The sequence below is a fragment of the Halobacteriovorax sp. ZH5_bin.2 genome (assembly GCF_043196375.1).
In the GTDB taxonomy this organism is placed as follows: Bacteria; Bdellovibrionota; Bacteriovoracia; order Bacteriovoracales; family Bacteriovoracaceae; genus Halobacteriovorax_A.
Genome location: NZ_JBEBMJ010000003.1, coordinates 378,576 through 402,061, shown reverse-complemented (window position 1 = coordinate 402,061; position 23,486 = coordinate 378,576). Strand labels below are relative to the sequence as shown.

Genomic DNA, 23,486 nt, shown 5'->3' with positions numbered 1-23,486 from the left:
TGGTATGTTAAATTACACGACGGCCCCACAGTGTGTCAATGGCCAATAACGAATAGGTAATATATGCAACAAGGCTTATTTAACGCAAAAGACAACAAAGTTACACCCCTGGCCCACCAGGTTAGACCTGAAAGTAGACAGGATTATGAAGGCTTTGATGCACTTGCTAGGCGCTTTCCGTTTCTTAGAAGTGAGAATATCCCTTCTCTTATAATCTGGGGACCTCCTGGAAGTGGAAAAACGACTCTGGCCAAGGTTCTAGGTAATGAGATTCATGCAAATTTCTATGAATTCAGCGCTGTATTGTCAGGTGTTGCAGACCTAAAGAAGCTCATTCAAAAGGCCCAAGAAGAAGCGCGCGACTTTCAAAGGAAGTCCATTATCTTTATTGATGAAATACACCGTTTTAATAAGGCCCAACAAGATGCCCTTCTTCCTCACGTTGAACAAGGTAGCTTTATCCTTATTGGCGCAACAACTGAGAACCCACGTCGCTCTGTAAATCGCGCCCTCCTCTCGCGTATGAAGATCATTGAGCTCAAGTCTTTTACAACAGATAAAATTCGCTCACTTATAAAGAGAACGATCAGTAAACTTGAAAAGGACTTATCGCAAGAGTATCTCGATCTCATTTGTGATTATGCAAATGGTGATGCTCGTATCGCTCTTGGCAGCCTTGAAGTTATCTTCTCTCTTCTCGATCAAGATGATGAAATTGATTTTGAAACAGTTAAAAATATCATCAAAGAAAACTCACGTAATTTTGATGCTGGGGGAGATCGTCATTATGATGTGATTTCGGCCTTTATCAAGAGTATGCGTGGAAGTGATCCAAATTCGGCTATTCTATGGCTTGCGGTCATGCTCGACGGTGGAGAAGACCCAGTCTTTATCGCCAGAAGACTTGTTATCTTTGCAAGCGAAGATGTCGGTAATGCTGATCTAAATGCACTGACGGTAGCAACTAATGCCCTTCACGTTGTCCAAAATATTGGTATGCCAGAAGCAAGAATCACACTCGCTCAAGCCACCACTTATCTTGCAAGTACAGTAAAGAGTAATGCTGCTTATAATGCTATTAACGAGGCCCTTGCCTACGTTGAAAACTCGCAGACAATTGAAGTTCCGGAGCACTTAAAGAATTTTCCAGATAAGTTTCACAAGGTAAAGTATCAATACCCTCATAACTTTGAAGGATCATTTGTTAGACAGCAATATGCACCTAAGGGAACACCAAAATTCTACCAGCCTAAAGAAATAGGTGTCGAAAATAATATTAAGAAGCGCTTATTAGAACTATGGGGTGATTAATCCCAGCGAGAATAAACAACAAAAGCATCTGTTTGTAGGTCTTTTGTTACAAAGAAGAATCCCATATTTGATTCAACATAGCAGCTCATTGAATAGTCTTGTCCAGGCACAAGCTCTACACAACGGCTCTTAGCACGCCCTGATGGCGTCTTAGAGAAGTTAATTGTGTTATGACTATTACATCCATTAAGTTCAAGAGTCGTTCTAATGATAGCAATTGCTTCATCTAGAGGTCTTCCCTCGAAATCAATATCTGCATCAACCTCATCTGTATTAACTTTAAAGGCACGGCTATCGACATTTAGATCATATGTTAGCTTCTTAATACAATTAAGAGTTGTCTTAGTGTAAGCAAATGCACTTGAAGATATAAGCAATGATGCAAGTAAGATGTATTTCATATTAAGTTACCCTAATAGTGTTGTTATTTTCTTTGGTGACTTATACAAAAACGCACTAAATAAATCCAGATTTTTCGGTAGTTTTGTCAAAGTTTCATTAAGAACAACGCGTCTAATAGCTGAAAATAGATTCTGTGTCAGATTTTATTAGAAAAACTTAATTTTACTATTAGCCAATTTAATAATTATATCATATAAAAGTTTCACACACACAAACACCAAAGGGGATTTGATGAAAATCGCAATCGTTCTATCAACACTACTTTTCGCTCTTACGAGTAATGCTGCAGAATTAAACAAATACTACCCAAAAGAAACTAAAGATGTTCTTGCTAGAGGTGGTGAGGAATTAAAGAGCTATCTTTTTGAAGTTCTAAATACAACTCACCAAGAAACAAATGCTCAGGATGTACTTGGTTGTGACTCTAAGAACAAAGGTCGTTGTTATGGCCAAAGAAGCCTTGGATACAAAGGTGCTAGAAAAGTTCTTTTCGGAAAAATCCACTTAAAAGAAGATGATAAAGGTTACTACATTAAAGATGTATACTGCCAAAAAACACTAAGAAGATACCAAACTCGTTCAATGGGTCCAGGGCAAATCCCTAACTCAAACGTTCTTAACTGTGAACACACTTGGCCACAGTCTAAATTCACTGGTCGTTTTGATAAAGGACTTCAAAAGTCAGACCTACACCACCTATACCCAACTGATTCAAAAGCAAACTCTGTAAGAGGTAACTATGAATTTGATAATGTAGATGGTTTCCCAGTAGATTACGAAGATTGTACAGCTTCTCAAACTCAAGGTAACGGTGCTTTCGAGCCACCAGCGGATCACAAAGGAAATGTTGCAAGAGCACTTTTCTACTTCTCAGTAAGATATGATATCTCAATCTCAAGTAACCAAGAAAGAGTTCTTAGAGAGTGGGACAAGCTTGATCCAGTTGATGCTGAAGAAAGAGAAAGAAATGAAATTATTTATTCTGTACAAAATAACAGAAACCCATTTATTGATATCGCTAACCTAGCTGATAAGATCAATAACTTCTAATAATTGACTAATCCATTTCAGTACTAATATTGGCCTTCTGTTAAGAAGGCCTTTCTATTTGATTTTTTATTTTGCAAAACCTTCTATCTTTGAGATGCTTTTATGTACAAGAACATTATCAAGGATTAGATTTTGAAATTAAGACTCTTAGTAGTGGCCCTATTGGCCCTAACGACCACGGCCGGATATTACCCGGAATCATTTAAAGCAGATATCGCAAATGATCTTTTAAAAAATGAAACCCTAAGAACAAAACTACAGAGAATTACAAGCCAAAATCACACAAAAAATTCTTACTCTCAAGCTAAGCGCTACCTATTTAATGAATTACACTTAAAATATGATGAAAGTAATCAACCTTACGTAAAAGGTGTTTACTGTAATAAAGTATTTAACGGAAGAACTCCAAATATTGGCCCTATTGGTAATGGCACAATCCCAAACCATCAGGTTGTAAACTGTGAACATACATGGCCACAATCTCAATTCACAGGTGGATTTAGCTCTAGACTACAAAAGGGTGACCTTCACCATCTCTTCCCAACGGACTCCAAGGCAAATAGCGTTCGTAGTTCAAACGACTTTGCTGAGCTAAAAAATGGAAAAAGTGCTACGAGAGACTGCTTTGCATCTCACTCAGATGGACACTACTTTGAGCCGCCTACTGAGCACAAGGGTAATGTTGCTCGTGCAATGTTCTACTTTGCAACTCGCTATGGAGCAAAAATTAATAATAGAATGGAAAGCTATTTAAGAAGATGGCACGTTGAAGACCCTGTCGATAGCGAAGAGATCGAACGCAATGATAAAATCGAAAGAATTCAAGGAAATAGAAACCCTTTTATCGACTTTCCTGAGCTAGTTTCAGATATCAAAGACTTCTAATATATTTTCAACTTTTTGGCGGCCTTGAAAATTGAGGCCGTCAATAAATACCGTTGTCACAGCAGCATTCGCTAAAGTCACAAGCAGACCTAAAAATACTAAAAACTTAATCATAGGAACCTCCTATTTGGCTTCTTAATATATTTTAAACATTTTATTGAAGTTCTCACAAATTCTAATTGATTAAGATTTCATGAAGATAGAATTTTAAAGAAAATAGGAGTATAAAAAACTATGTTTCAAATTATTCGAAAATTACTTAGTCAGAAAGGATTCAACGCCAAAGCAAAGCAGGCCTTTTCAAATTACTACCGTTTTGCAAAAGAATCACAATCATATCTAACATACTGTAAAGAGATGCACGGAATTGAATGTTTCATGCAAAATAACTTATCAAAGAAGCAATTCTCTGCCCTTACTTCTCACTTTAGGCCTCATCAAAAAGTTCTCGATATTGGCTGCGGGACTGGTCAACTAACTGCCCACTTTGCCAAAAAGTATAAGCTTAAGGCCAAGGGATTTGACTTAGTTGAAAGTGATCACGACTATAAAGAAGCAAATTATGAAACAACATGGCTTGGAGAAAACGAGTTTGATCTTGTGATCTCACTTGATGGCTTCTATATGCTAAATGACCTCTACCGAACTCTAAACAAGGTTATGGACTGTCTAAAGCCAAAAGGAAGATTCGTCCTTACCTATACTTCGGAGAGACCATTTCACAAGACACGACTTGGTAAGGCCCTGGCCAATAAGTATAAGGACAAATTTGAGGTACAAGATTTCACTCAAGATGATCTTATTTTTAATAATAAGGCCAAGGAACTACTAGAAAAGCTAGCTCCTGATTTTGTTGCTGAAGGAAATTCAAACTTATATCGTACTAAGTTCAACGAGATTAATAAGAATGTTGAGTCACACAAGGCGAAGAAAATGTATCGAAGCCTTGTTACTATTTATAAGTAGTTAGAAATTTAGTTTGTTGGCCAACTGTTTTCTTTGTTAAGCTTTTGTGAACTTGTTTTACTTCAAAATCGATGAAATCTATAGTTCATAGTTATGAAGAAGCTAGTACTGATATCCTTTGCCCTTATCCTAACCTTTAAAACATTTGCTGCTGAAATCTCAGAAATTGCCGTCTCTAGTCACGTTAATGAGTTTTCAGTTGTAGACTCAAAATATGCCAGAGAAATCTTTCTAGGCCTTCCCGTTAAGAATACCTATGCTGACCTCGTTCATGGACTTGTCTTTCGCTACCACAAGTATTTCTTTTGTGTACGTGAACCAAATCATAAATTTCATTGCCACCTTTATTTGAATGGCCGTGGTGAAGGACAATTATCTGCCTTTGATAAGGATACAGATTTTGGCAAAGGAGCGATTAGTGAATTTCTTGGAACCTCAAAGGCCAATGGGAAATCAACTATTAGTTACGACAATAATACCCTAAGAATCAAATTTGACTCCCATCTAGCAAAACGCTTTTGGGACAAACTCGATTTAATCGCTGAAAGCTACCATACAATTGGGAATAAAAATTACGAGGTAAGAAAAGGAAAACACCTTAATTGCTACGTTGAAAAGAATAAGAAAAAAGATATCTATCAATGCCAATTTAACGTTACAATCAAGACATATAATCCCGAAATCAAAATTGATAATAATTTAAACTAAGGACCGATATGAAATTAATAGGATCAACGACATCACCTTTTGTTAGAAAAGTAATTCTTGTACTTGAAGACTTAGGAATCCCATATAAGCTTGAGCAAGTGACATCAATTACTCCAGATGGTGCGAAGAAGATTGGAGAACACAATGCTGCAAGAAGAATTCCAATTTTAGAAACAGAAGATGGATCGGTTTTTGACTCGACTATTATTTGTGAATACCTACTTGAAAAACAAGGAAAGCAACTAGATATTCAAACTAAATTAGCACTACGCCTAATCGATGAGCTTTGCGATTCATGTATTATTCTCTTTCAACAAAAGCTTTGGAAATGTGATCCTAATTGGGAGTCTAAATTTTCACAAGTTCAATTTGAGAGAGTAAAAAGCATTCTTGCTTCACTAGAAAAAAAAGTTGATAAAGGTGGGCTTCATCAGATGGAGAAGGACTGGTTATTTTGTGTCCTTGATTGGCTTTCATTTCGAGAAGTCTTTAACTGGAAAAAAGGCCATCTTGCCCTAGAAAATTTCTATGAGAGCTTAAAAGATAAAAAGCGCTATCAAAAATCAGCACCGAGAGCATAAAAAAAGGCTACCATCGGTAGCCTTTCTCATTATGGAATTTTGAAAATTCTTAGAATAATTGTGCCCAATCAGTTGTTTGAAGAGTGTTGATTACGTGTCTAAGGAATTTAGATCCAATCTCACCATCAATTAGTCTGTGATCATATGTATGAGTTGCATACATCATCTGACGAATTGCGATTGCATCATCTTCAGTAACAATTGGACGCTTCTTCATTGTACCAACACAGAAGATACCAAGTTGTGGTTGAAGGATAACTGGAGTTGCTGCAAGAATTCCAAATGATCCGTTATTTGTGAAAGTATAAGTTCCACCTGACATATCATCCATTGTAAGCTTCTTAGCTCTTGCCTTTTGAACAAGCTCATCAAGCTTTCTTGCCATACCTCTAATATTTAAGTTATCAGCACCTTTGATTACTGGAACCACTAGCCCGTTACCAGGAACAGCTACAGCACATCCAAGGTTAATATCTTTCTTCATATGAATCTCATCTCCAACAATTGAAGAGTTAACCATTGGAAACTCTTTAAGTGCTTGAACAAGAGCATAAAGAATGAAGTGAGTATAAGTTAGAGAGAAACCTTCTTCTTTTTTGAATTGGTTCTTAAACCCTTCTCTAAACTTAAATAGATTCGTCATATCGACTTCATCAATTGAATTAACGTGTGGTGAAGTCATTTTAGAAGCGATCATATTCTTAGCAATCGCTTTTCTCATATTATCCATTTTGATAACTTCAACACGTCCGCTTGTTGCAGCTGGAACAGAAGAAGCTGCAGGAGCTGGTGCTGCTTTTGGAGCCGGAGCTGCCGCTGGCGCAGGTGCCGCTGCCGGAGCCGAAGTTGTTGCAGCAGGAGCTGCCCCTCTATTATTTAGAAAGTTCATGAAGTCAGCTTTGTTAACACGTCCGCCTGCTCCACTTCCTTTTAGGTGTGCTAATTCATTAACGTCTACTCCGTGCTTTTGAGCAAGAGTTCTAACAAGTGGTGTGTAGAAACGACGTCCAGCAGGAACTGAAGCCGCCGCTACAGGAGCTGCTGCAACTGCCGCCGGCGCTGCCGCTGCAGGAGCGCTTGCTACTGCTGCTGTCGTAGTTGCTGCTGCACCAAATGCCTTAGAAGTATCTGTTTCGATTGCTGCGATTTTAATCCCAACATCAATAGTCTCACCTTCTTCAAAAAGAATTTGCTCAACACGACCTGCGTATGGTGATGGAATCTCTGATTCAACTTTATCAGTCGAGATCTCAAGAAGAATTTCATCGATCTCAATCATATCACCTGGCTGCTTGTGCCACTTAGTGATTGTACCGTTAGTAATTGACTCTCCCATTTGTGGCATAACAACATCTTCAAGTGTATCTGAAGAAGAAGCTACCGCTGCAGGAGCAGGTGCTGCCTCAGGAGTTGGTGGAAGAGCTTCAGCAGCTGGTGCCGCTGGAGCTGCTGAAACAGCTGCGTTTGCATCATCATCGATTGCTGCGATTTTTACACCAACATCAATTGTTTCACCTTCTTCAAAAAGAATCTCAACGATCTTTCCAGAAAATGGAGATGGAATTTCCGATTCAACTTTATCAGTCGAGATCTCTAGTAGGATCTCATCGATTTCAATTGTGTCACCAACTTGCTTGTGCCACTTTGTAATCGTTCCGTTTGTAATAGACTCACCCATTTGTGGCATTACGATATCATTTTTCATACTCAGTCCTTATATATAATTAAAAATTGATTGATCTACCTTTAGCATTTAACACAGATTCTGCTAGGAATTCACCTAAAGTCGGGTGTGGGTGAATTGTTGCAAACATTTCTTCATCAACACCTTCCATTTGTCTGAACAGTACATATTCATGAATAAGTTCAGTTGCATGAGTACCAACAATGTGTGCACCAAGCATTTCTCCATCTTCACCCATAAGAGTTTTAACAAAGCCTTCTGTTTCGTTAGAGGCCATGGCCTTACCATTTGCAGTAAATGGAACCTTACCAACAGAGTATTTAATACCTTGTTCTTTAAGAGCTCTTTCTGTGTAACCAACAGATGCAACTTGAGGCTGACAGTAAGTACAACCAGCAACATTCATCTTATCAAGTGGATGTGGGTGTAGACCTGCAATTGCTTCAGCTGCAATGATACCTTCGTGAGAAGCTGCGTGCGCTAGAAGTGGTGGACCAGCAAGGTCACCGATTGCATAAATATTTGGTACATTTGTTTGGTAAGTATTATTTACTGAAACAAACCCACGATCAGTTTGAACACCAACTGTTTCAAGTCCAATTCCATCGATATTTCCTGTCATACCAACAGCAATTAGACCCATGTCAAACTTGTGTTCAACAGTCTTTCCACCGAGAACGGAAGTGATTGTTACGTCATTACCATTGTTCTTAGCTGAAACTTTTTCAACACCAAGAGACATTTTAATTCCGTATTTCTTATATGCTTTTTCTACAACTTTAGATGACTCTTCATCTTCAATTGGAAGTAAGTGCTTTTGAAGTTCAAAGATATGAACATCAACACCAAACGCATTCCAGAAGTAAGCAAACTCAACACCAATTGCACCTGCTCCGATGATCCCAATTGACTTTGGAAGCTCTTCCATTTTAATCGCTTCCCAAGCACCGATCAGTCTCTTACCATCGTGCTCAAGTCCTGGGAACGCACGGTAGTGAGCACCAGTTGCAAGGATGATATTTGTTCCTTCAATTGTTTCAGTATGACCACGAGATGAAGTAACTTCAACTTGTGTATTTGTGCGAAGTTTTCCGTATCCTTCAAAAACTTCAATTTTATTTTTCTTCATTAGGTAAGCAACACCACCAGAAATCTTAGCAGAGATTCCCTTTGCACGCTTAACTGCTTGGCCACCGTTTAAACCTTTAAGTTCAACATCAATACCAAGATCTTTCATATCAGCAAGCTCGTGTACACTGTGAGCTGCTTTAAGAACCGCTTTAGTTGGAATACATCCACGGTTAAGACAAACACCGCCAAGCTCTTTACTTTCTACGATAGCAGTCTTCTTTCCAAGTTGGGCCGCACGAATAGCGGCGACATATCCACCAGGCCCAGAACCAATAACAATAACATCAAATTTCTTCATAAAAATATTTCCTCAAACTATTGACCATAAGGCCCATAATCAGTAATAAAAGTTAAGATTTAAGGTTCTTCAACGTACTAAAATTATTTAAAATTGGCATGACACGTTGCTACGATTAGTTAATATTTACAAATCGTTGTAATTGCCCTCTATAAGCCAACTTAAAGGGATTATCATTAATTTTACACAGAGCGAAATTAAAAATATCAATAAGTATTTCCCAGAAGGCCTTATAGCACTCGATCTAGAGACCTCTGGACTCTCCCCTTTAGTTGACGAAATTATTGAAATTGCGGCTATTAAAGTCATCGGGAACAAAATCGAAACTTTTGAAACCCTTGTAAAACCTAAAAACCCAATTCCAGAATTCACAACAAAAATCCATGGCATCACTGATGAGATGGTTAAGGACTCTCCTTCAATTGAAGATGTCTTACCAAAATTTCTTGAGTTCTGTGGAACTCACACTCTCGTGGCCCATAATGCAAAATTTGATATAGGCTTTATCGTCTTTGCCATGCATCAACTTAAGATGGAATTACATAAAGCTAAAGTTTATTGCTCATGCAAACTTTCTCGTAAATATGTCAAAGGAAGCGAGAACCATAAACTAAGTTCATTGTGTAAACATTTTGATATTCCACTTGAGAACCACCATCGTGCACTAGACGACACAGTCGCGTGTCTGCGAGTTTTTGCCAAAACTCTTGATGAAGTAAAGTCTAATCGTCAGCTCAAAGAAGGTGAAATCCTTAATATTCAAGACTTCAGAAAGGCCAATATTGCAGAAGCTCCTGAAACGATTCAAAAACTTCAAGAGCATATCGCTAAACAAGAAGTGATTGATATCAAATATAAGGGTGGATCTTATAAAGGAAAGTTTAGACCAATAAAACCTGTTGCCTTACTTCCAATGCCAGCAGGAGATGTTCTCTACGCTCACTGCCTACTTACAGATATCTACAAGTCTTTTGCCATTAAAAAGATTCAAGAAATCCGTGAGCATATTGAAAATGACTCAAAGTAGTTATATAAAGACGCCATGCTAGCAGGAAAATCAATCTCATATAAAATCCAATTTGTTGTGATCTTCATCATTCACATCGCTTTACTCTATTGGATTTACTGGTTACTTCAAAACACAGGTGTTCTTTCAACAGTTAGTGTAATGCTTCACTTTACAGGAATTGCACTTTACGGTGCCCTACTAATTCGTGGTTGTGCAGCTTGGGCCAAATGGCATCATCTAAACGATATAAAGAAATACGAAGAATCTCAAAAAAATAAAAAAAATCTAGAAGATAAAGATCAGGAATGAGAAAAGGACTGCGAAGCACAGATGAAATCAATGCTCGCTTTGGTTTAAATTTAGGGCCATCTCGTTACGAAGTCTTTATTCCTGATCATATAAATGAAATCATTCAGAAAGAAGGCTTAGACGGAATTCACGCCAAACAATTCCTTCCTTCAGCTCTTGAAAATTCGGATAAGGGATTTGAAGATCCGATTGGCGATCAAGAAAAATACGTCGCCCCCCAACTGATTCACCGCTACGACAATCGCGCTCTCTTTACTCCAACAACGATTTGTCCTGTTATCTGTCGCTACTGTTTTAGAAAGAACGAATTAAGTGATAAGCACGAAATCTTTAAGGCCGACTTTGAAAAAGTTATTGCTTATTTAAAGTCCCATTCAGAAATTAATGAAATCATCTTTTCAGGTGGTGACCCATTCATGCTTTCAGCTTCAAAGATTAATTTCTATCTGAGTGAATTTAGCAAACTAAAGCATATAAGATTCATTCGCTTTCACACAAGAACTCCGGCATCTCTTCCAAATTATATTGGTAATGAAGTGATCGAAGTTCTAAACATTTATAAGCAAGTCTTCAACGATATTAATATTGTTATTCACATAAATCACGCAGATGAAATTACAAGTGATGTTCGTAACTGCATAGCAAGACTTGGAAGTAGTTTTTCTCTGCTTTCACAATCCGTACTTTTAAAAGGTGTGAATGATAATGTCGATGATTTAGCAAAGCTCATCTATACATTACATGAGCTAGGGGTGAGACCTTACTATCTCCACCATCCAGATCAAGCCAAAGGTGCCATGCACTTTTATCTCACCCAAGATGAGGGCCGTGAAATTTACCGTAAACTACGCCGCCAAGTTCCGGGCTGGCTACTTCCCCAATATATTCTCGACTCTCCGGATGGCTCAGGAAAGCGTAACTTATAACTTAAATAGAGTTTTAATTAACTTATAGTTTTTTTAGAATTTACTATATGGCAAAACTAAAAAGAACTCTCAATACATTTCAAGTGTCTTTGTATGGTATTGGTACGATTTTAGGAGCAGGAATTTATTCACTAATAGGAAAGATTGCTGCAGCTGCAGGAGTTCTGGCCCCAATCTCATTTATACTCTCTGCTCTGATCGCTTCGCTAACTGCAATATCATACTCACAGTTGGTAAGACTCCACCCAAAAAGTGCAGGAGAGGCAGAATATGTTTATCAAGGATTTAAGAACTTGGGCCTATCAAATATCGTCGGCTGGTTAGTGGCCTTTACTGGCGTTGTTAGTGCATCGACTTTAACTAAGGCGTTTATTGGCTACTTCCAAGTAATTATAAACATACCTAGTTTCCTAATTGCTACTCTTGTAATTTTTGTTATCACTCTTCTGGCAATAAAAGGAATCAAAGAGTCAATCAATCTTGTTATTGTCTTTACTCTTATTGAAGTTACTGGGCTAATTTTAGTATGCTTAGTCGCATGGCCGGAACTTGTTGAAAGTGACTTCATGATTCCAGTAATACTAGAAAGCCTCTCTTGGAACAAATCCCAATCAATCGTAACAGGAGCTTTTATTGCCTTCTATGCCTTCATTGGTTTCGAGGACATGGTAAATCTTGCTGAAGAAACAACAGTTGCAGGACTCACTATTAGCCGCTCCATCTATATTGCTCTAATCACCTCAACAATTCTCTATATTTTAGTAGCCCTTGTTGCAATCTCAAGTATTCCCTTAAATAAATTAAACACTAGCACTGCTCCAATAAAAGATATGTATGTTCATCACGGAGGCAATCCCATAGTCATTAGCCTGATAGGAGTTTTTGCGATATTTAATGGAATAATGGCCCAGGTTATTATGGGATCACGGATACTCTATGGCCTTAGACACCCCTATAAATGGATGACATTTCTATCTGTGGTTAATGAAAAAACAAAGACCCCAATCTATGCAACTCTTGTCATCGCTGCCGTCATTGCCTTACTCATAAGTTTTTTTGAATTAAAGTCCTTGGCCATGGCCACAAGTTTTATCATTCTTATTGTCTTCACTTTTGTTAATACATCACTTATTTTCATTCGAATAAAGAAAAGACAGGTCAAAATAAAGTATCTCTGGAGTCCCGTATTGGCCGTTATTGTAAATATATTATTTCTTATTATTTGATTGTAAAATTAAGTATTTAAACTTTTTCCTAGATTTTTTTACTCCATAAGTATTGACAACTTTTTCTCTCAGCAATATATTCCTTCTCACTCAAGTAAGCGCGTGTAACTCAGTTGGTAGAGTGTCACCTTGCCATGGTGGATGTCGCAAGTTCGAATCTTGTCACGCGCTCCATTCTTTTAATAAATAAGATACTATTCATTTAAAACGATACACCGGCGCTAACGCTTGGTTATTCTTGCTGAACACTTGCGTGTTCAGTATCACGCGCTCCATTCTTTTAATAAATAAGATACTATTCATTCTAAACGATACACCAGCGCTAACGCTGATATGAACAGTAATCGCAAATTAATCAAAACCTTTTTTAAAAAATAATTAAATCTTATTCGTGAACAACTCCTTTTATAATCGTTTTAAATCTAAAACAACTCAAAGGAGATAGAGAAATGGCGATTAAAGATATGATTCAAAAAAATACTGTCATCATAAATTCAAATGCGACATTAAAAGATGCTGCTAAACAAATGTATGAGAAGCATGTGGGTGCCATCGTTGTTGTGGATAATATAACAGGAAAGAAGAACACTCCTATTGGAATTTTAACTGATAGAGACATCGCAATTTCATTTGGTAAAGAAGGAAAAATTGAGCCAAATTCAAAAGTAAGTGAAATCATGACTCAAAATGTTGTCCTATGTACACCAAAAGATAGTGTGGTCGATACAATTAAAAAGATGCAGGCAAATGGTGTTAAACGCCTGCCTGTTGTTAATGGAAGAGATCAGATTGTAGGAATTATTTCATCTGATGACATTATTCAAACAATTGGTAATGAACTTTATGACTTATCTCGAATTGTAAATTTAGAAATTGAAAAAGAGTCGGCCATTCAGTGTCCAATCGATGAAAAACGACAAGTTAAAATTGCATAATAAATAGGAAGATAATATGTTCAAGAGTCGTAAAGAGGCAGGAAAACTGCTTGCTGAAGAGTTTAAAGATAAAATACTCGCGGATAGTAATACACTAGTTATTGCACTTCCAAGAGGAGGTGTCCCAATAGCCTACGAAATTGCAAAAAGGTACGAGCTGCCCCTCGATGTATTCTGTGTAAAGAAAATAGGTGCGCCAAGGAATCAAGAATTGGCCATTGGTGCAGTCACCGAATCAGGAGATATTTACTATAATAAAGAGTTAGTGAGCCACTTTGGTCTTAACGACCTTCAACTACGACGATTAACTAATGACAAAAAACAAGAAGCCATAGAACAGGCAAAGCTATTGAGAAAAAATCATTCACCAATGGATCTGTCTGGCCGTGATATTCTTATTGTTGATGATGGTATTGCGACAGGTGCAACAGTTAAAGCTGCGATAAAGCTAATTAAACAACATAAGCCAAACCAAATACAAGTTGTCACTCCTGTTTGCTCACGGGAAGCATGGAGTGATATCACTAATACTGTTGATGATATGCTAGTACTTGAGACACCTCATAACTTCCTATCTGTTGGAGAATTTTACTTAGAGTTTCCGCAAGTTTCAAACATGCAAGTACGAGAAATGCTAGAAGAGATCTATCTACTAACTCAAGAAAGAAAAAAACAAGAACAAATTGAAAGGTATGAAAATGAAGGTGGGCCAATTAAGAAGGCCAGGAATTAGGCCTCCTGGCCCCCATATTAAAATACTATTTAATCATCATCTGCAAGATATTCAGTCCCAAGGTGAGCAAAACTCGTCCAAGGGAAGATATCTGAAGCGACTTCTTTGATACTGTCGTTAATACTTTCAGTATCTTCGATAAGAATTTGAGCGTTCTTTAAATCATAAAATGAGTTCTCTACTTGCTTTGAAACGATTCCAAAAACCGATAAACTTTTCTTTCTTGAAGATGTTTTTGAATTAACAGCTGCAAAGTGAGTCTTGAAATCGCAAATATAGACAGCATTATTCACAACTGTAGTCATCTGAGAAAAGACTTCAACATTTGGAACAGACTTAAATTCTTCACTAATCATCTCAAGGAAGTTTCCATTACCCTCAAAAAATAGGAATGTTGGAGGTTGGTTTCCTCTTAATTCATCAAGAGTTGCAACAATCTTCTTCTTATCACTAAAGCTACCAACAAAGAAGCGGGCCTTCGTATCTGGCGACTTAATATCAAAACTTTTCTGGAATGAACGATCAATTCGTGTCATCGCTGTTCCTGAATTTAGGAATGACATTTTAATTTTGTTCTTAATCTCTTCTGCTCTTTCAGAGAGATTATTAAGAGCAGGTTTTTCAACAAAGTCACATGCTCCATTATTAAGAGTTTCTTGGGCATAGCGAGTATCTTCTCGACTTGCACTTGAAACTACAATGACATTTGGGTGTCCCATGCGATAATTCTTTTTTAGATATTCAACACCATCCATCTCAGGCATGTGAATATCAAGAGTCATGGCATCGACCTTATTAGTCCTAAGGAATTCCTGTGCTTCAACACCATTAGCAGCTGTACCAACAACTTCAAAATCCTCATCCTTCTCAAAGATCTTTGTTAATAGCTTCACAACAGAAGAACTGTCATCCACAATTAGCATACGAATAGGCTTTGGAATAGATGAAAGCAATGAACTAGGTCTTGAAGTCGTTCTTGTAATTGGTGCACCACCGTCTTTAACAAGACTAAGAGTTCTCTCTGTTTTAACTGGTGCAGATGGATCAAGACAGTAAACACTTGGTGCTAATGTTTGAACCTTTAAGCTAGTTCCTTTAAGAGACTCACTAATACCTGTGACAAATAAAGCATCTTTATGAAGATACTTCTTAAAATTTACAACGATATTTTCAATTGATTTTTGGTCAAAATAGATAAAAACATTACGACAAAAAATAACATCAAACTTCTTACTTCCTAGAAATTTTTCAGGTGAAAGTAAGTTCATTACACCAAATTGACAGTTATCTTTGATATTAGCGTTTACTTTTGCAAACTTTGAAATTTCACCAGAGCCACGCATCCAATTCCCAGTTAAGTACACTGTTGGAATCGATTTAATTTCGCGGTAACGATAAACGCCATTCTGGGCAATCTTTACACTTTCTGGATCAATATCAGTACCGATAATCTCAAAGCGCATACCTGGATAATTCTTTAAGTGATGATTGAAGAACATTCCAAGTGAATACACCTCTTGTCCTCGACTACAAGCGGCCGAAAGAATTCGAATTGTTGAATCCCCACGCTTCTTAGCATTTGCAACAATACTATCAATATTTTTTAAGAGATATTCAAAGTGTGAAAACTCTCTAAAAAAATAAGTATGGTGAGTCGTTAGCATCGAAATGAGATGAGACGATTCCTTGTTATAATTCTTCGTTAGATAACTATAGTAATCTTCCGGAGTCGAACAACCTAAGGTCATCATCCTCTTTTTAAGACGGCTTGTTACCATCGATTGTTGTGCTGGCCCTAAAATGTTTCCACTTTCTTTTGAAACAATTTCTGACACATAATTAGCAAGACTGATAATGTCCCACTCAATACCTTTCTTAAAAGCTTCGCTCACATAGTTCTCCGAAAAACAAAAAATCCCCATAGATGAAAAATCTATATCTCTACTTATCGACAACTATTACAATTTCTTAACCGTAATTTCAGATAGTTAAATAATAAAATATAATCAGAACAAAATTTATATCAATCTCGAACTAAGATACTGAAAACTCATTTTTGAATTTAAATGAACCTGTCAGATGTCATGATTTCAACTCCAGTTTTTCCCTCTATTGCGGCCATCAACATGGCATTTGCAATTGAAGAAGCAGGATTAATACGCAACTTTTTTGATAAGATATAGTGTAATGACTTTAAAATTATTTTCCCAAGAAGCTCACCAAGACGAAACTCTTTCCTCTCTCCACCAATGAGCCCAGGTCTTATTAGATAGAGAGATCTAAACTTTAATTCTTTTAAGGCATTCTCTATCCTTCCTTTAACTTGGTTATAGAAGAATCTTGATTTTTCATCTGCACCCATTGCGGAGTTAAGAACAAAGATTTCGACACCGGCCTCTTTTGCACATTTTGCAAATGCGAGAGGGTATTCAAAATCGACTTTTGAAAAAGCATCCCTACTCCCGGCCACTTTAATGGTTGTCCCTAGAGCACAAATAACAGCATCGACATTCCATTCTTTAAGCATAGCTTTCGTTATATGATCAAAGTCGATAATAGGTGCACTTAGTTTAGTGTGTGAACCAATTTCACGGCGTACGGGTGCAACGACAAAATCAACACTTTGATTCTCTAATGCTTGTTTTAATATTTGGCCGCCAACCAGTCCTGTTGCACCTAAAAGAAGTATTCTCATAAACTATCCTTCCAGCATTTCGTTTACATATTCACGACAATAAAGTTTAATTTATATAAATAAAATTAGACTTAAACATAGCGAGACATTAATGCAAAGATTTGCGCTTTTAATTGCCTTTATATTATCAACATCTTTTCACACATTGGCACAACATAATTGGGCAAATACTCAAAGTCCCCCGCAAAATTGGTCAACGGTAGAAAATGAGTTTGTTCAAGTTATCTATCCAACAGGCTTTAAAGATAATGCGATTTATATGGCAAATCTTATGGAGCACTACTCAAAATATGTTGGACTTTCATATGGCCTACAAAAACCAAAGCAAGTTAGCTTAATTTATCGTCCACAGATGGGTGATCCAAATGGTTTTGTTACTCTTGCACCTAGAAGAACGGAGTGGTTCGATTCAACGAACTTCTTCGCTCACGTTAGTACAGTTGAATGGCACGAAAATTTATCCATTCATGAGTATCGCCACATTATCCAACAAGATATTTTCAACAAGAAAACGGTTAAAGCTTTTGATGTACTGATGGGAGACTCTGGGCAATCAATTCTACACTTTCTTGCAAGAAAACCATGGTATATGGAAGGTGACGCCGTTTACGCAGAAACAAAGTATACTCAGTCAGGGCGTGGACGCTCTTCTCGCTTTATGGCAAGACTTAAGGCAATCCTCTTAAAAGGAGAGACTCCAACATATGACCAATTTGTAAATGGTACATACAATGACCAACTCGTTAGTTGGTATATTTATGGTTACGTTCTTATCTCTCATGGTTACAAAAAATATGGTGATAATTTTTGGGACGTTGTTATGGACAATGTGACAGCAAGGCCATATCCAAATGGTATTATTGGTGCCATCGAAAATGCTTCAGGTGTCGATTTCTACGAATTTTACTATGAAGCTTTTGAAGAGCTCAGAAAAAAGTGGAAGAAAGACAGTTTCCCTGATTTAAAAACAACAGAGTTTAAGATTAAGACCAACCAATTTAAAAATGGTGATGATTTATATTACTTAGAATATGACCTTAATAACTTCTATCGTTTAATTAGAGAATCTAATGGGGAAAAAGAAGTTCTTACAGATATCCCCTATAGCGAAGATTTAACTCGACTTGATTATAGTAAGACTCATGCTATCCAGTCTCACTTTTTACCACATTGGCGCTATGGGTTTAAAAGCTATTCTGATTTAAGTCTTATCGATTTAAAAGACGGCAGCAAAAAATATATAACTTCTGGACAGCGATTATATAATCCACATTTTAACAAAGCTGGAGACAGAATCACTGCGATTAACTTTGACTCAAAAAACAAGTGGCTTGTCCAAGAGATTGATCTTGCGGGAAAGATGTTACGTCACATTAAAAATGAGAAGTATAAATTTCTTGAAGCAGTGGCCATTAACAACAATGAAGTTATCGCTCTAGTGACAGTCGACACAGGGGGTAAGGGAATTGTAAAAGCAAGTTTTGAAACACAACAAGTAACACCTTTAATACCAATTAGTTTTAACAATCTATACTGGCTACAATCAGATTTTAAAAACAATTTACTATTTGAAGGGCAATACAACGGTGCAGTAGAAGTCTTCAAACTTAATCTTGATGCGAACTCATTAGCGAAGTGTACAACATCCAAAATAGCAGCCTATACACCGACAATGACTAATGGTGAAATTCTATTCTCTGAACAAACAATCAATGGGAAAAGAATAAGTAAGGTGACAGCAAATAATTGTCAAACCATTCCTATTTCATACCTTACTGACCCTGATAAGTATTACTCTAAAGATAGTCCTAGTGATCGTTTAAATAATTTTGAAAGAGTTGATTTTAAAGATCGTAAAGAAGTCGCAAATAAGAACTATGAACAATACAAAGAAAAAGATTACTCAGGATTTGACTGGAGGGCCTTCACTCCTCACTCATGGAGCTTCTTTGTTGGACAAGGTTATGGCCTATCTCTATGGGCAGATAACTACTTAAGAGACTTTGGTTGGAATGTTAATCTTGGATATGAAGCAGCTGAGAATACACCTTATTCATCACTACAAATAGACTTTAAGAGGTATTGGCCAATCTTTAGCATACTTGCTGACTTAAGAGAAAGAGAAGTAAGTCGCCTCGGTACAGATAATGATGATTACGGTTGGGATGAGAATGCTGTTGGAGCACAAATACAACTACCACTTACTTCACGCCATAACTTATATAATTTTAATCTTACTTTAGGATATAGTGCTGAACTCGTAGAAACAAATGACTATAACTCTAATGAAATCAATATCAGTGGAGAAGCAAGTCTTACACGTCAAACGACAACATTAATGATCAACCTTTACAAAGATTATACAGCTAGATCAATTATCTCTCCATGGAGTTTTTCACTATTAGGAATGTATCAGGATGCAAATACTAAAGACACAACAGGTTTAATTGGTGACTATCGTTGGTTTGGAGATCTTACAATAACAACACCTGGACTATTTAGGAATAATGGTTTTAAACTCTCTATTACAGGTGAAGAATATGGCAATGGAAAAAGTTATCGTTTCCAACCAACATCACAAGAGATCATGGGTTATGTCTTTTCTCGCGGTTATGATTATTTTGCAACGAAGAGATATATTAAAACAAGTTCTAACTATCTATTCCCACTATTTTATCCAGACTATAATATTGCGGCCTTGATCTACGTTAAGCGTCTATACATGAATTTATTCTACGATAATACAAAAGTCTATGCCTTCACTACTGACAACAATTTTCATATCAGTAGTTATGGAGCAGAGCTCATCTTTAATACTTCAATTCTCAGGTCACTACCTGTCGACTTTGGATATCGTTTTGTAAGAACACATGAAACTTCGGAAAACATAAGTGAATTTTTCTTAGGAATTGGAGTTCTATTTTAAAAAACAATAGATTTGCTTTCAGTTTTTAAGAAAAAATAAACACTATACACTTAGTACAGACAAACCTTACACAAAAACATTTTTTTCTAAATTAATTCTTAACTTAGACGAATTAAAAAAATAAAACGAGAAAAGTTAAAAGGTGTATGGATGTCTATAGGAAAAAAATTAAAATATTAAATTATGTCTTATCAACATTAGTCATTTTTTTATTGGGAATCATAGCTACTACTGCAATAAATCAGATAGAACTGAATGAAGCTAGTGATAACCGATTTGATTCATATGAAACGGCCATGGAACTAATGATTAGTTCAGAAAATCTAACAAGGCTTGCTCGAACATATATCATTACTGGTGATACAAAGTATGAGCAACAATATTGGGATATTGTCGCTATTAGAGATGGAAAAAAAGAAAACGAAAATGGAGAGAAGATTTCACTTCATAAAAAAATGGAAGAATTAGGTTTCACAAAAGAAGAGTTTGCCCAATTGAATAAGGCCGAAGAAAACTCAAATATTCTTATTCAAACAGAACTTACTGCCATGAATGCCATCAAGGGAAAATATAAGGATAATGACGGAAATTTTTCTATAAAAAGAAATCCAGATTTTGAATATGCGAAGAGCCTAATATTTGGAAAAGAATATGATCAAGCAAAGATAACAATAAAGAAATTAATAAACAACTTCACAAAAATGTTAAATGATAGAACAGAAGTTACTAAAAAAGAATATCAAACAAGAGGAAATATTCTTCTTGGTACTATCGCATTATCTTCGATTTTACTGGCAATTCTTATTTTCACAACTAATAACAATGTGAAAAAAGTTTTGAGCTCTATCGTTAACGATCTACAAGCAACAATTAATAACTCACATAAGGTTTCGAGAAGCATTTCAGAACAAACAACTTCAATGGCCGAAGCAACTAATCAACAAGCTTCAGCAGCAAATGAGACTTCTGCTACAGTTCATGAGATAGCTGCAATGGTAACAAGGAATCTTGAAAGTGCTAAAGAGTCCTCTCTAAAGTCAGAAGAAAGCTTTAATGTTGCAATAGCAAGTCAGGAAAATGTTTCGAAAATGAAGGATATTATTACTGAAGTCGAAAGTAGTAATAGTGTCATCATGAAAGACGTTTTAGTTTCAAATGAACAAATAACAGAAATCGTTGAAGTAATCAGAGGAATTTCACAGAAAACAGAAGTAATCAATGATATTGTTTTTCAAACAAAGCTTCTATCATTTAATGCTTCAGTTGAAGCCGCTCGAGCTGGTGAGCATGGTAAAGGATTTGCAGTTGTAGCAGAAGAAGTGGGGGCCCTCTCTGAAATGAGTGGAAATGCAGCAAATGAAATTTCAGAAATGCTGACTCAGTCGATCATTGACGTCGAAAAAATAATACAAACAACAAAAGAAAATATAAATCGCTTAGAGAGAAATAGCAGCGAAAAGATTGCAGACAGTGTGAAAATGGCAATTGAATGTGAGCGTTCACTATCAGAAGTTGTAGAAAATGTTAATGAGGTAAAAGACTTAATGAATCAAATTACTATTGCATCGAGTGAACAATCAGAGGGAGTCGAGAATATCAATGTAGCAATTCTACAAATTGAAAAAGGTACTCAGCTTTCATCAACATCAGCTAAAAATATAGACCTTGGTGTAAATGAGCTTAGTTCGGAATTTGAAAACGTTTCAAATGTAGTTTCAAACCTGGCCAATGAAGTACTCGGACAGTCACCAAGTACGAAGAAAGCAGTGTAATAATCAACTTCAATAGTGCATCTTTTGTAATAGGTTTATCATTACAAAAGATGCCTACTTCACAAAACAAACTACAACAATATAATTTTTCTATAATTTTATATAAAATCTACGGATATCCATTTTATACAATTTTTTTGTAAGGTATGATATAATATCCTTTGGTATGAGAGACTTATATTTATATAAAGACACATTCTTATTCAGGAAAACACCAACACTTCTACTAGTGGTTGAATAACTATATTTAACCAACCCCATTATTTACTTTTTACATTTACGATACTTGGAGAATTTATGGATAATAAAATATTTATTACAGAAAAAGATTACATGAGACTCAACAATCTACTCAATAGTGACTATGAAGATGAAAATAATTGCTTAGAAAATCTTGAAAATGAAATTGAAAGAGCAAATATCATTAGTGATAGTGAGGTTCCTCCTGACTTAGTAACAATGAATTCAAAAATTGAATACCTTGATCTTACGACGAAGAGAAGCTCTACCATTACAATTTCATACCCAGATAATGCTAATTATTTAGAAAAAAATATTTCAATCTTAGCACCACTTGGATGTGCTCTGATTGGACTCAGAGAAGGCCAAGAGATATTATGGGACTTCCCTTCTGGAGCAACTAAAAAACTAAAAATCATCAAGGTGATATATCAGCCTGAGGCAAGTGGTGATGTACATTTATGATCAATCAGACTCATTCATTACAAAGTGCAGGTGAATTTAATCCTCCACACGATATATTACTTTTTTCTAAAGAATTGAAGAAAGACTGGAGAAATATCAGTACTTTTTTGCTTGAAACCTATTCGGTAGATAGTAAGGAACAAACACTTTGCTATCTACTGGACTTTTTACCAGTTGGACCAAAAAAGTGTGATGTTCAATTATCTAAAATATCTAACTTAAACTTAAGTTCAAAATTTGAGGATCTTCTGAACTCAAAGAATCAGGGACTAATTCTTCCTTTCCTTCAACTTGAGAAGTGTATTCAAGAAGTGAGTGGCCGCATCCATGAACAACTTGAAAAAATGGACTTCATCATACTCCCACTTTCTGTCTTTACAAAAAGCACTAACTCACACTTAAGGGAAGTTAGAGGAGAGACGATAAAAATCTCTTCAATAATAAAAGGGAATGAGATTGTAAATATTCAAAAGATCTTAAGAAAGGGTCCGCTACCCTCAAGACCCAACACTTGCTTTATAGGTTTCCCTGAAACAAAGAGAATTAAGAATCTCAATAATTGTATCTATGATAAATTAATCAGCAAGCAAGAAACTGTAGCGACATTACCTAGTCATCCATCGTTTTTATTTGTGACAAGTCACTATAATTTCTCAACAGTAAAAAATAATACAAACAATGAGCATATTCTCTTCTGCGGAGGAAGCACCACATGGAAAAAAGGCCTTGCACAGGGCCTTTGGTTTCACGGAAGCTCGGACGGATTTGGGCATGGAGAAATCAACGTCCTTAAGAATTCAAAAGCAATAAAAATCATGGCCGGAACTAGACCCTGGAAAGTTCTTAGTAGAGAAGGTGCAACTTCTATTGTAGGCGATGTTATCGGGACTTACCATTATGTAATAAATAAGACCAATAACTCCTACCTAGAGCAACTAAAGAATATAGATGTTTTCTTTTGGACTAGTTCGCACCAAGCAAAAACTTTCATGGAGAACTTTCCTGAAGTTAAGTGGAATAATAAGATTCATGCTTGCGGTTTAGGAAAAACATTTGATGGCCTAGAAGCCTTAAGTTTGAACCCCATCCCTTTTATTAGTTTAGATCACTTTATAAGTTGGATAAAAGATGGAAGAGATGAATCACGTGACAATAGAATAAGTAAATAAGTCAAATAGATCAGTAAAGGGCCTCCGATAATGATGAATACCGGAGGTATTATTGTTTTACTTTT

Annotated in this window: 22 protein-coding genes and 1 tRNA gene; 17 read left to right on the top strand and 6 right to left on the bottom strand. The window is 36.4% G+C overall.

Going from position 1 to position 23,486, the window contains the following annotated elements:
- The first annotated feature begins 63 nt into the window (after positions 1-63).
- Positions 64-1,311 (top strand): replication-associated recombination protein A, encoded by a 1,248-nt coding sequence (locus ABMA76_RS10345; protein ID WP_392912162.1) that lies wholly within the window; start codon positions 64-66, stop codon positions 1,309-1,311.
- On the opposite strand, the gene ABMA76_RS10340 is transcribed toward ABMA76_RS10345, so the two are convergent.
- Positions 1,308-1,712 carry a hypothetical protein gene (locus ABMA76_RS10340; protein WP_392857291.1) on the bottom strand — a complete coding sequence of 135 codons (405 nt, stop codon included), beginning with the start codon at positions 1,710-1,712 and terminating at the stop codon, positions 1,308-1,310. The genes ABMA76_RS10345 and ABMA76_RS10340 overlap by 4 nt on opposite strands.
- 232 nt (positions 1,713-1,944) lie before the next feature.
- Here ABMA76_RS10340 and ABMA76_RS10335 point away from each other — a divergent pair, with 232 nt between their 5' ends.
- Positions 1,945-2,763: an endonuclease I family protein gene (locus tag ABMA76_RS10335; protein WP_392912158.1), complete on the top strand. Its 819-nt coding sequence runs from the start codon at positions 1,945-1,947 to the stop codon at positions 2,761-2,763.
- A 132-nt stretch (positions 2,764-2,895) separates the two neighbouring features.
- Entirely contained in the window at positions 2,896-3,648 is a 753-nt protein-coding gene (locus tag ABMA76_RS10330) for an endonuclease I family protein (RefSeq protein WP_392912156.1), read from the top strand.
- Here the strand turns inward: ABMA76_RS10330 and ABMA76_RS10325 are convergent.
- Positions 3,628-3,762 (bottom strand): hypothetical protein, encoded by a 135-nt coding sequence (locus tag ABMA76_RS10325; protein WP_392912154.1) that lies wholly within the window; start codon positions 3,760-3,762, stop codon positions 3,628-3,630. The genes ABMA76_RS10330 and ABMA76_RS10325 overlap by 21 nt on opposite strands.
- A 120-nt stretch (positions 3,763-3,882) precedes the next feature.
- Between ABMA76_RS10325 and ABMA76_RS10320 the strand changes: the two genes are divergently transcribed.
- The 3 genes from ABMA76_RS10320 to ABMA76_RS10310 all read left to right on the top strand — a co-directional run bounded on the left by ABMA76_RS10320 (position 3,883) and on the right by ABMA76_RS10310 (position 5,903).
- Positions 3,883-4,614: an SAM-dependent methyltransferase gene (locus tag ABMA76_RS10320; RefSeq protein WP_393061525.1), complete on the top strand. Its 732-nt coding sequence runs from the start codon at positions 3,883-3,885 to the stop codon at positions 4,612-4,614.
- A 93-nt stretch (positions 4,615-4,707) separates the two neighbouring features.
- Positions 4,708-5,322 carry a hypothetical protein gene (locus ABMA76_RS10315; RefSeq protein ID WP_392912151.1) on the top strand — a complete coding sequence of 205 codons (615 nt, stop codon included), beginning with the start codon at positions 4,708-4,710 and terminating at the stop codon, positions 5,320-5,322.
- An 8-nt stretch (positions 5,323-5,330) separates the two neighbouring features.
- Positions 5,331-5,903: a glutathione S-transferase family protein gene (locus tag ABMA76_RS10310; RefSeq protein WP_393061523.1), complete on the top strand. Its 573-nt coding sequence runs from the start codon at positions 5,331-5,333 to the stop codon at positions 5,901-5,903.
- A gap of 49 nt (positions 5,904-5,952) precedes the next feature.
- On the opposite strand, the gene sucB is transcribed toward ABMA76_RS10310, so the two are convergent.
- Together sucB and lpdA are read right to left on the bottom strand one after the other, a co-directional pair.
- Complete coding sequence (gene sucB / locus ABMA76_RS10305) at positions 5,953-7,608, bottom strand: 2-oxoglutarate dehydrogenase, E2 component, dihydrolipoamide succinyltransferase (protein WP_393061521.1); 1,656 nt, start codon at positions 7,606-7,608, stop codon at positions 5,953-5,955.
- A gap of 19 nt (positions 7,609-7,627) precedes the next feature.
- The gene (lpdA, locus tag ABMA76_RS10300; protein WP_393061519.1) at positions 7,628-9,016 is read right to left on the bottom strand and encodes a dihydrolipoyl dehydrogenase; all 1,389 of its coding nucleotides are present in this window, start codon (positions 9,014-9,016) and stop codon (positions 7,628-7,630) included.
- A gap of 142 nt (positions 9,017-9,158) precedes the next feature.
- Here lpdA and ABMA76_RS10295 point away from each other — a divergent pair, with 142 nt between their 5' ends.
- From ABMA76_RS10295 to ABMA76_RS10265, 7 genes are all read left to right on the top strand, one after another.
- Positions 9,159-10,043: an exonuclease domain-containing protein gene (locus tag ABMA76_RS10295; RefSeq protein ID WP_393061517.1), complete on the top strand. Its 885-nt coding sequence runs from the start codon at positions 9,159-9,161 to the stop codon at positions 10,041-10,043.
- Positions 10,044-10,058: 15 nt separating this feature from the next.
- Complete coding sequence (locus ABMA76_RS10290) at positions 10,059-10,334, top strand: hypothetical protein (RefSeq protein WP_393061515.1); 276 nt, start codon at positions 10,059-10,061, stop codon at positions 10,332-10,334.
- Positions 10,331-11,260 carry a KamA family radical SAM protein gene (locus ABMA76_RS10285; RefSeq protein ID WP_392912143.1) on the top strand — a complete coding sequence of 310 codons (930 nt, stop codon included), beginning with the start codon at positions 10,331-10,333 and terminating at the stop codon, positions 11,258-11,260. The genes ABMA76_RS10290 and ABMA76_RS10285 overlap by 4 nt, the downstream gene beginning before the upstream one ends.
- Positions 11,261-11,307: 47 nt before the next feature.
- Positions 11,308-12,486, top strand: coding sequence for an APC family permease (locus ABMA76_RS10280; RefSeq protein ID WP_392912141.1), 1,179 nt, complete (start codon positions 11,308-11,310; stop codon positions 12,484-12,486).
- A gap of 98 nt (positions 12,487-12,584) precedes the next feature.
- A tRNA-Gly gene (locus ABMA76_RS10275) sits at positions 12,585-12,660 on the top strand.
- Between the two features lie 275 nt (positions 12,661-12,935).
- The gene (locus tag ABMA76_RS10270) at positions 12,936-13,421 is read left to right on the top strand and encodes a cyclic nucleotide-binding/CBS domain-containing protein (protein ID WP_392912140.1); all 486 of its coding nucleotides are present in this window, start codon (positions 12,936-12,938) and stop codon (positions 13,419-13,421) included.
- A 16-nt stretch (positions 13,422-13,437) separates the two neighbouring features.
- Positions 13,438-14,154, top strand: a complete 717-nt coding sequence (locus ABMA76_RS10265; RefSeq protein ID WP_393061513.1) for a phosphoribosyltransferase — start codon at positions 13,438-13,440, stop codon at positions 14,152-14,154.
- Between the two features lie 29 nt (positions 14,155-14,183).
- Here ABMA76_RS10265 and ABMA76_RS10260 read toward each other — a convergent pair whose 3' ends face one another.
- Together ABMA76_RS10260 and ABMA76_RS10255 are read right to left on the bottom strand one after the other, a co-directional pair.
- On the bottom strand, positions 14,184-16,046 hold the full coding sequence (locus ABMA76_RS10260) for a CheR family methyltransferase (RefSeq protein ID WP_392912136.1): 1,863 nt from the start codon (positions 16,044-16,046) through the stop codon (positions 14,184-14,186).
- Between the two features lie 170 nt (positions 16,047-16,216).
- On the bottom strand, positions 16,217-16,849 hold the full coding sequence (locus ABMA76_RS10255) for an NAD(P)H-binding protein (protein WP_393061511.1): 633 nt from the start codon (positions 16,847-16,849) through the stop codon (positions 16,217-16,219).
- 91 nt (positions 16,850-16,940) lie between these two features.
- On the opposite strand from ABMA76_RS10255, the gene ABMA76_RS10250 reads away from it, so the two are divergent.
- The 4 genes from ABMA76_RS10250 (at position 16,941) to ABMA76_RS10235 (ending at position 23,421) form a co-directional block, all read left to right on the top strand.
- Positions 16,941-19,775 carry a hypothetical protein gene (locus ABMA76_RS10250; RefSeq protein WP_393061509.1) on the top strand — a complete coding sequence of 945 codons (2,835 nt, stop codon included), beginning with the start codon at positions 16,941-16,943 and terminating at the stop codon, positions 19,773-19,775.
- Positions 19,776-19,987: 212 nt separating this feature from the next.
- Complete coding sequence (locus ABMA76_RS10245; RefSeq protein ID WP_393061507.1) at positions 19,988-21,547, top strand: methyl-accepting chemotaxis protein; 1,560 nt, start codon at positions 19,988-19,990, stop codon at positions 21,545-21,547.
- A 297-nt stretch (positions 21,548-21,844) separates the two neighbouring features.
- A complete protein-coding gene (gene rnk, locus ABMA76_RS10240) occupies positions 21,845-22,252 on the top strand; it encodes a nucleoside diphosphate kinase regulator (RefSeq protein WP_392912128.1) in 408 nt (135 codons plus the stop codon).
- The gene (locus ABMA76_RS10235; RefSeq protein ID WP_392912126.1) at positions 22,249-23,421 is read left to right on the top strand and encodes a hypothetical protein; all 1,173 of its coding nucleotides are present in this window, start codon (positions 22,249-22,251) and stop codon (positions 23,419-23,421) included. Before rnk ends, ABMA76_RS10235 begins: the two co-directional genes overlap by 4 nt.
- Positions 23,422-23,486 lie beyond the last annotated feature (65 nt).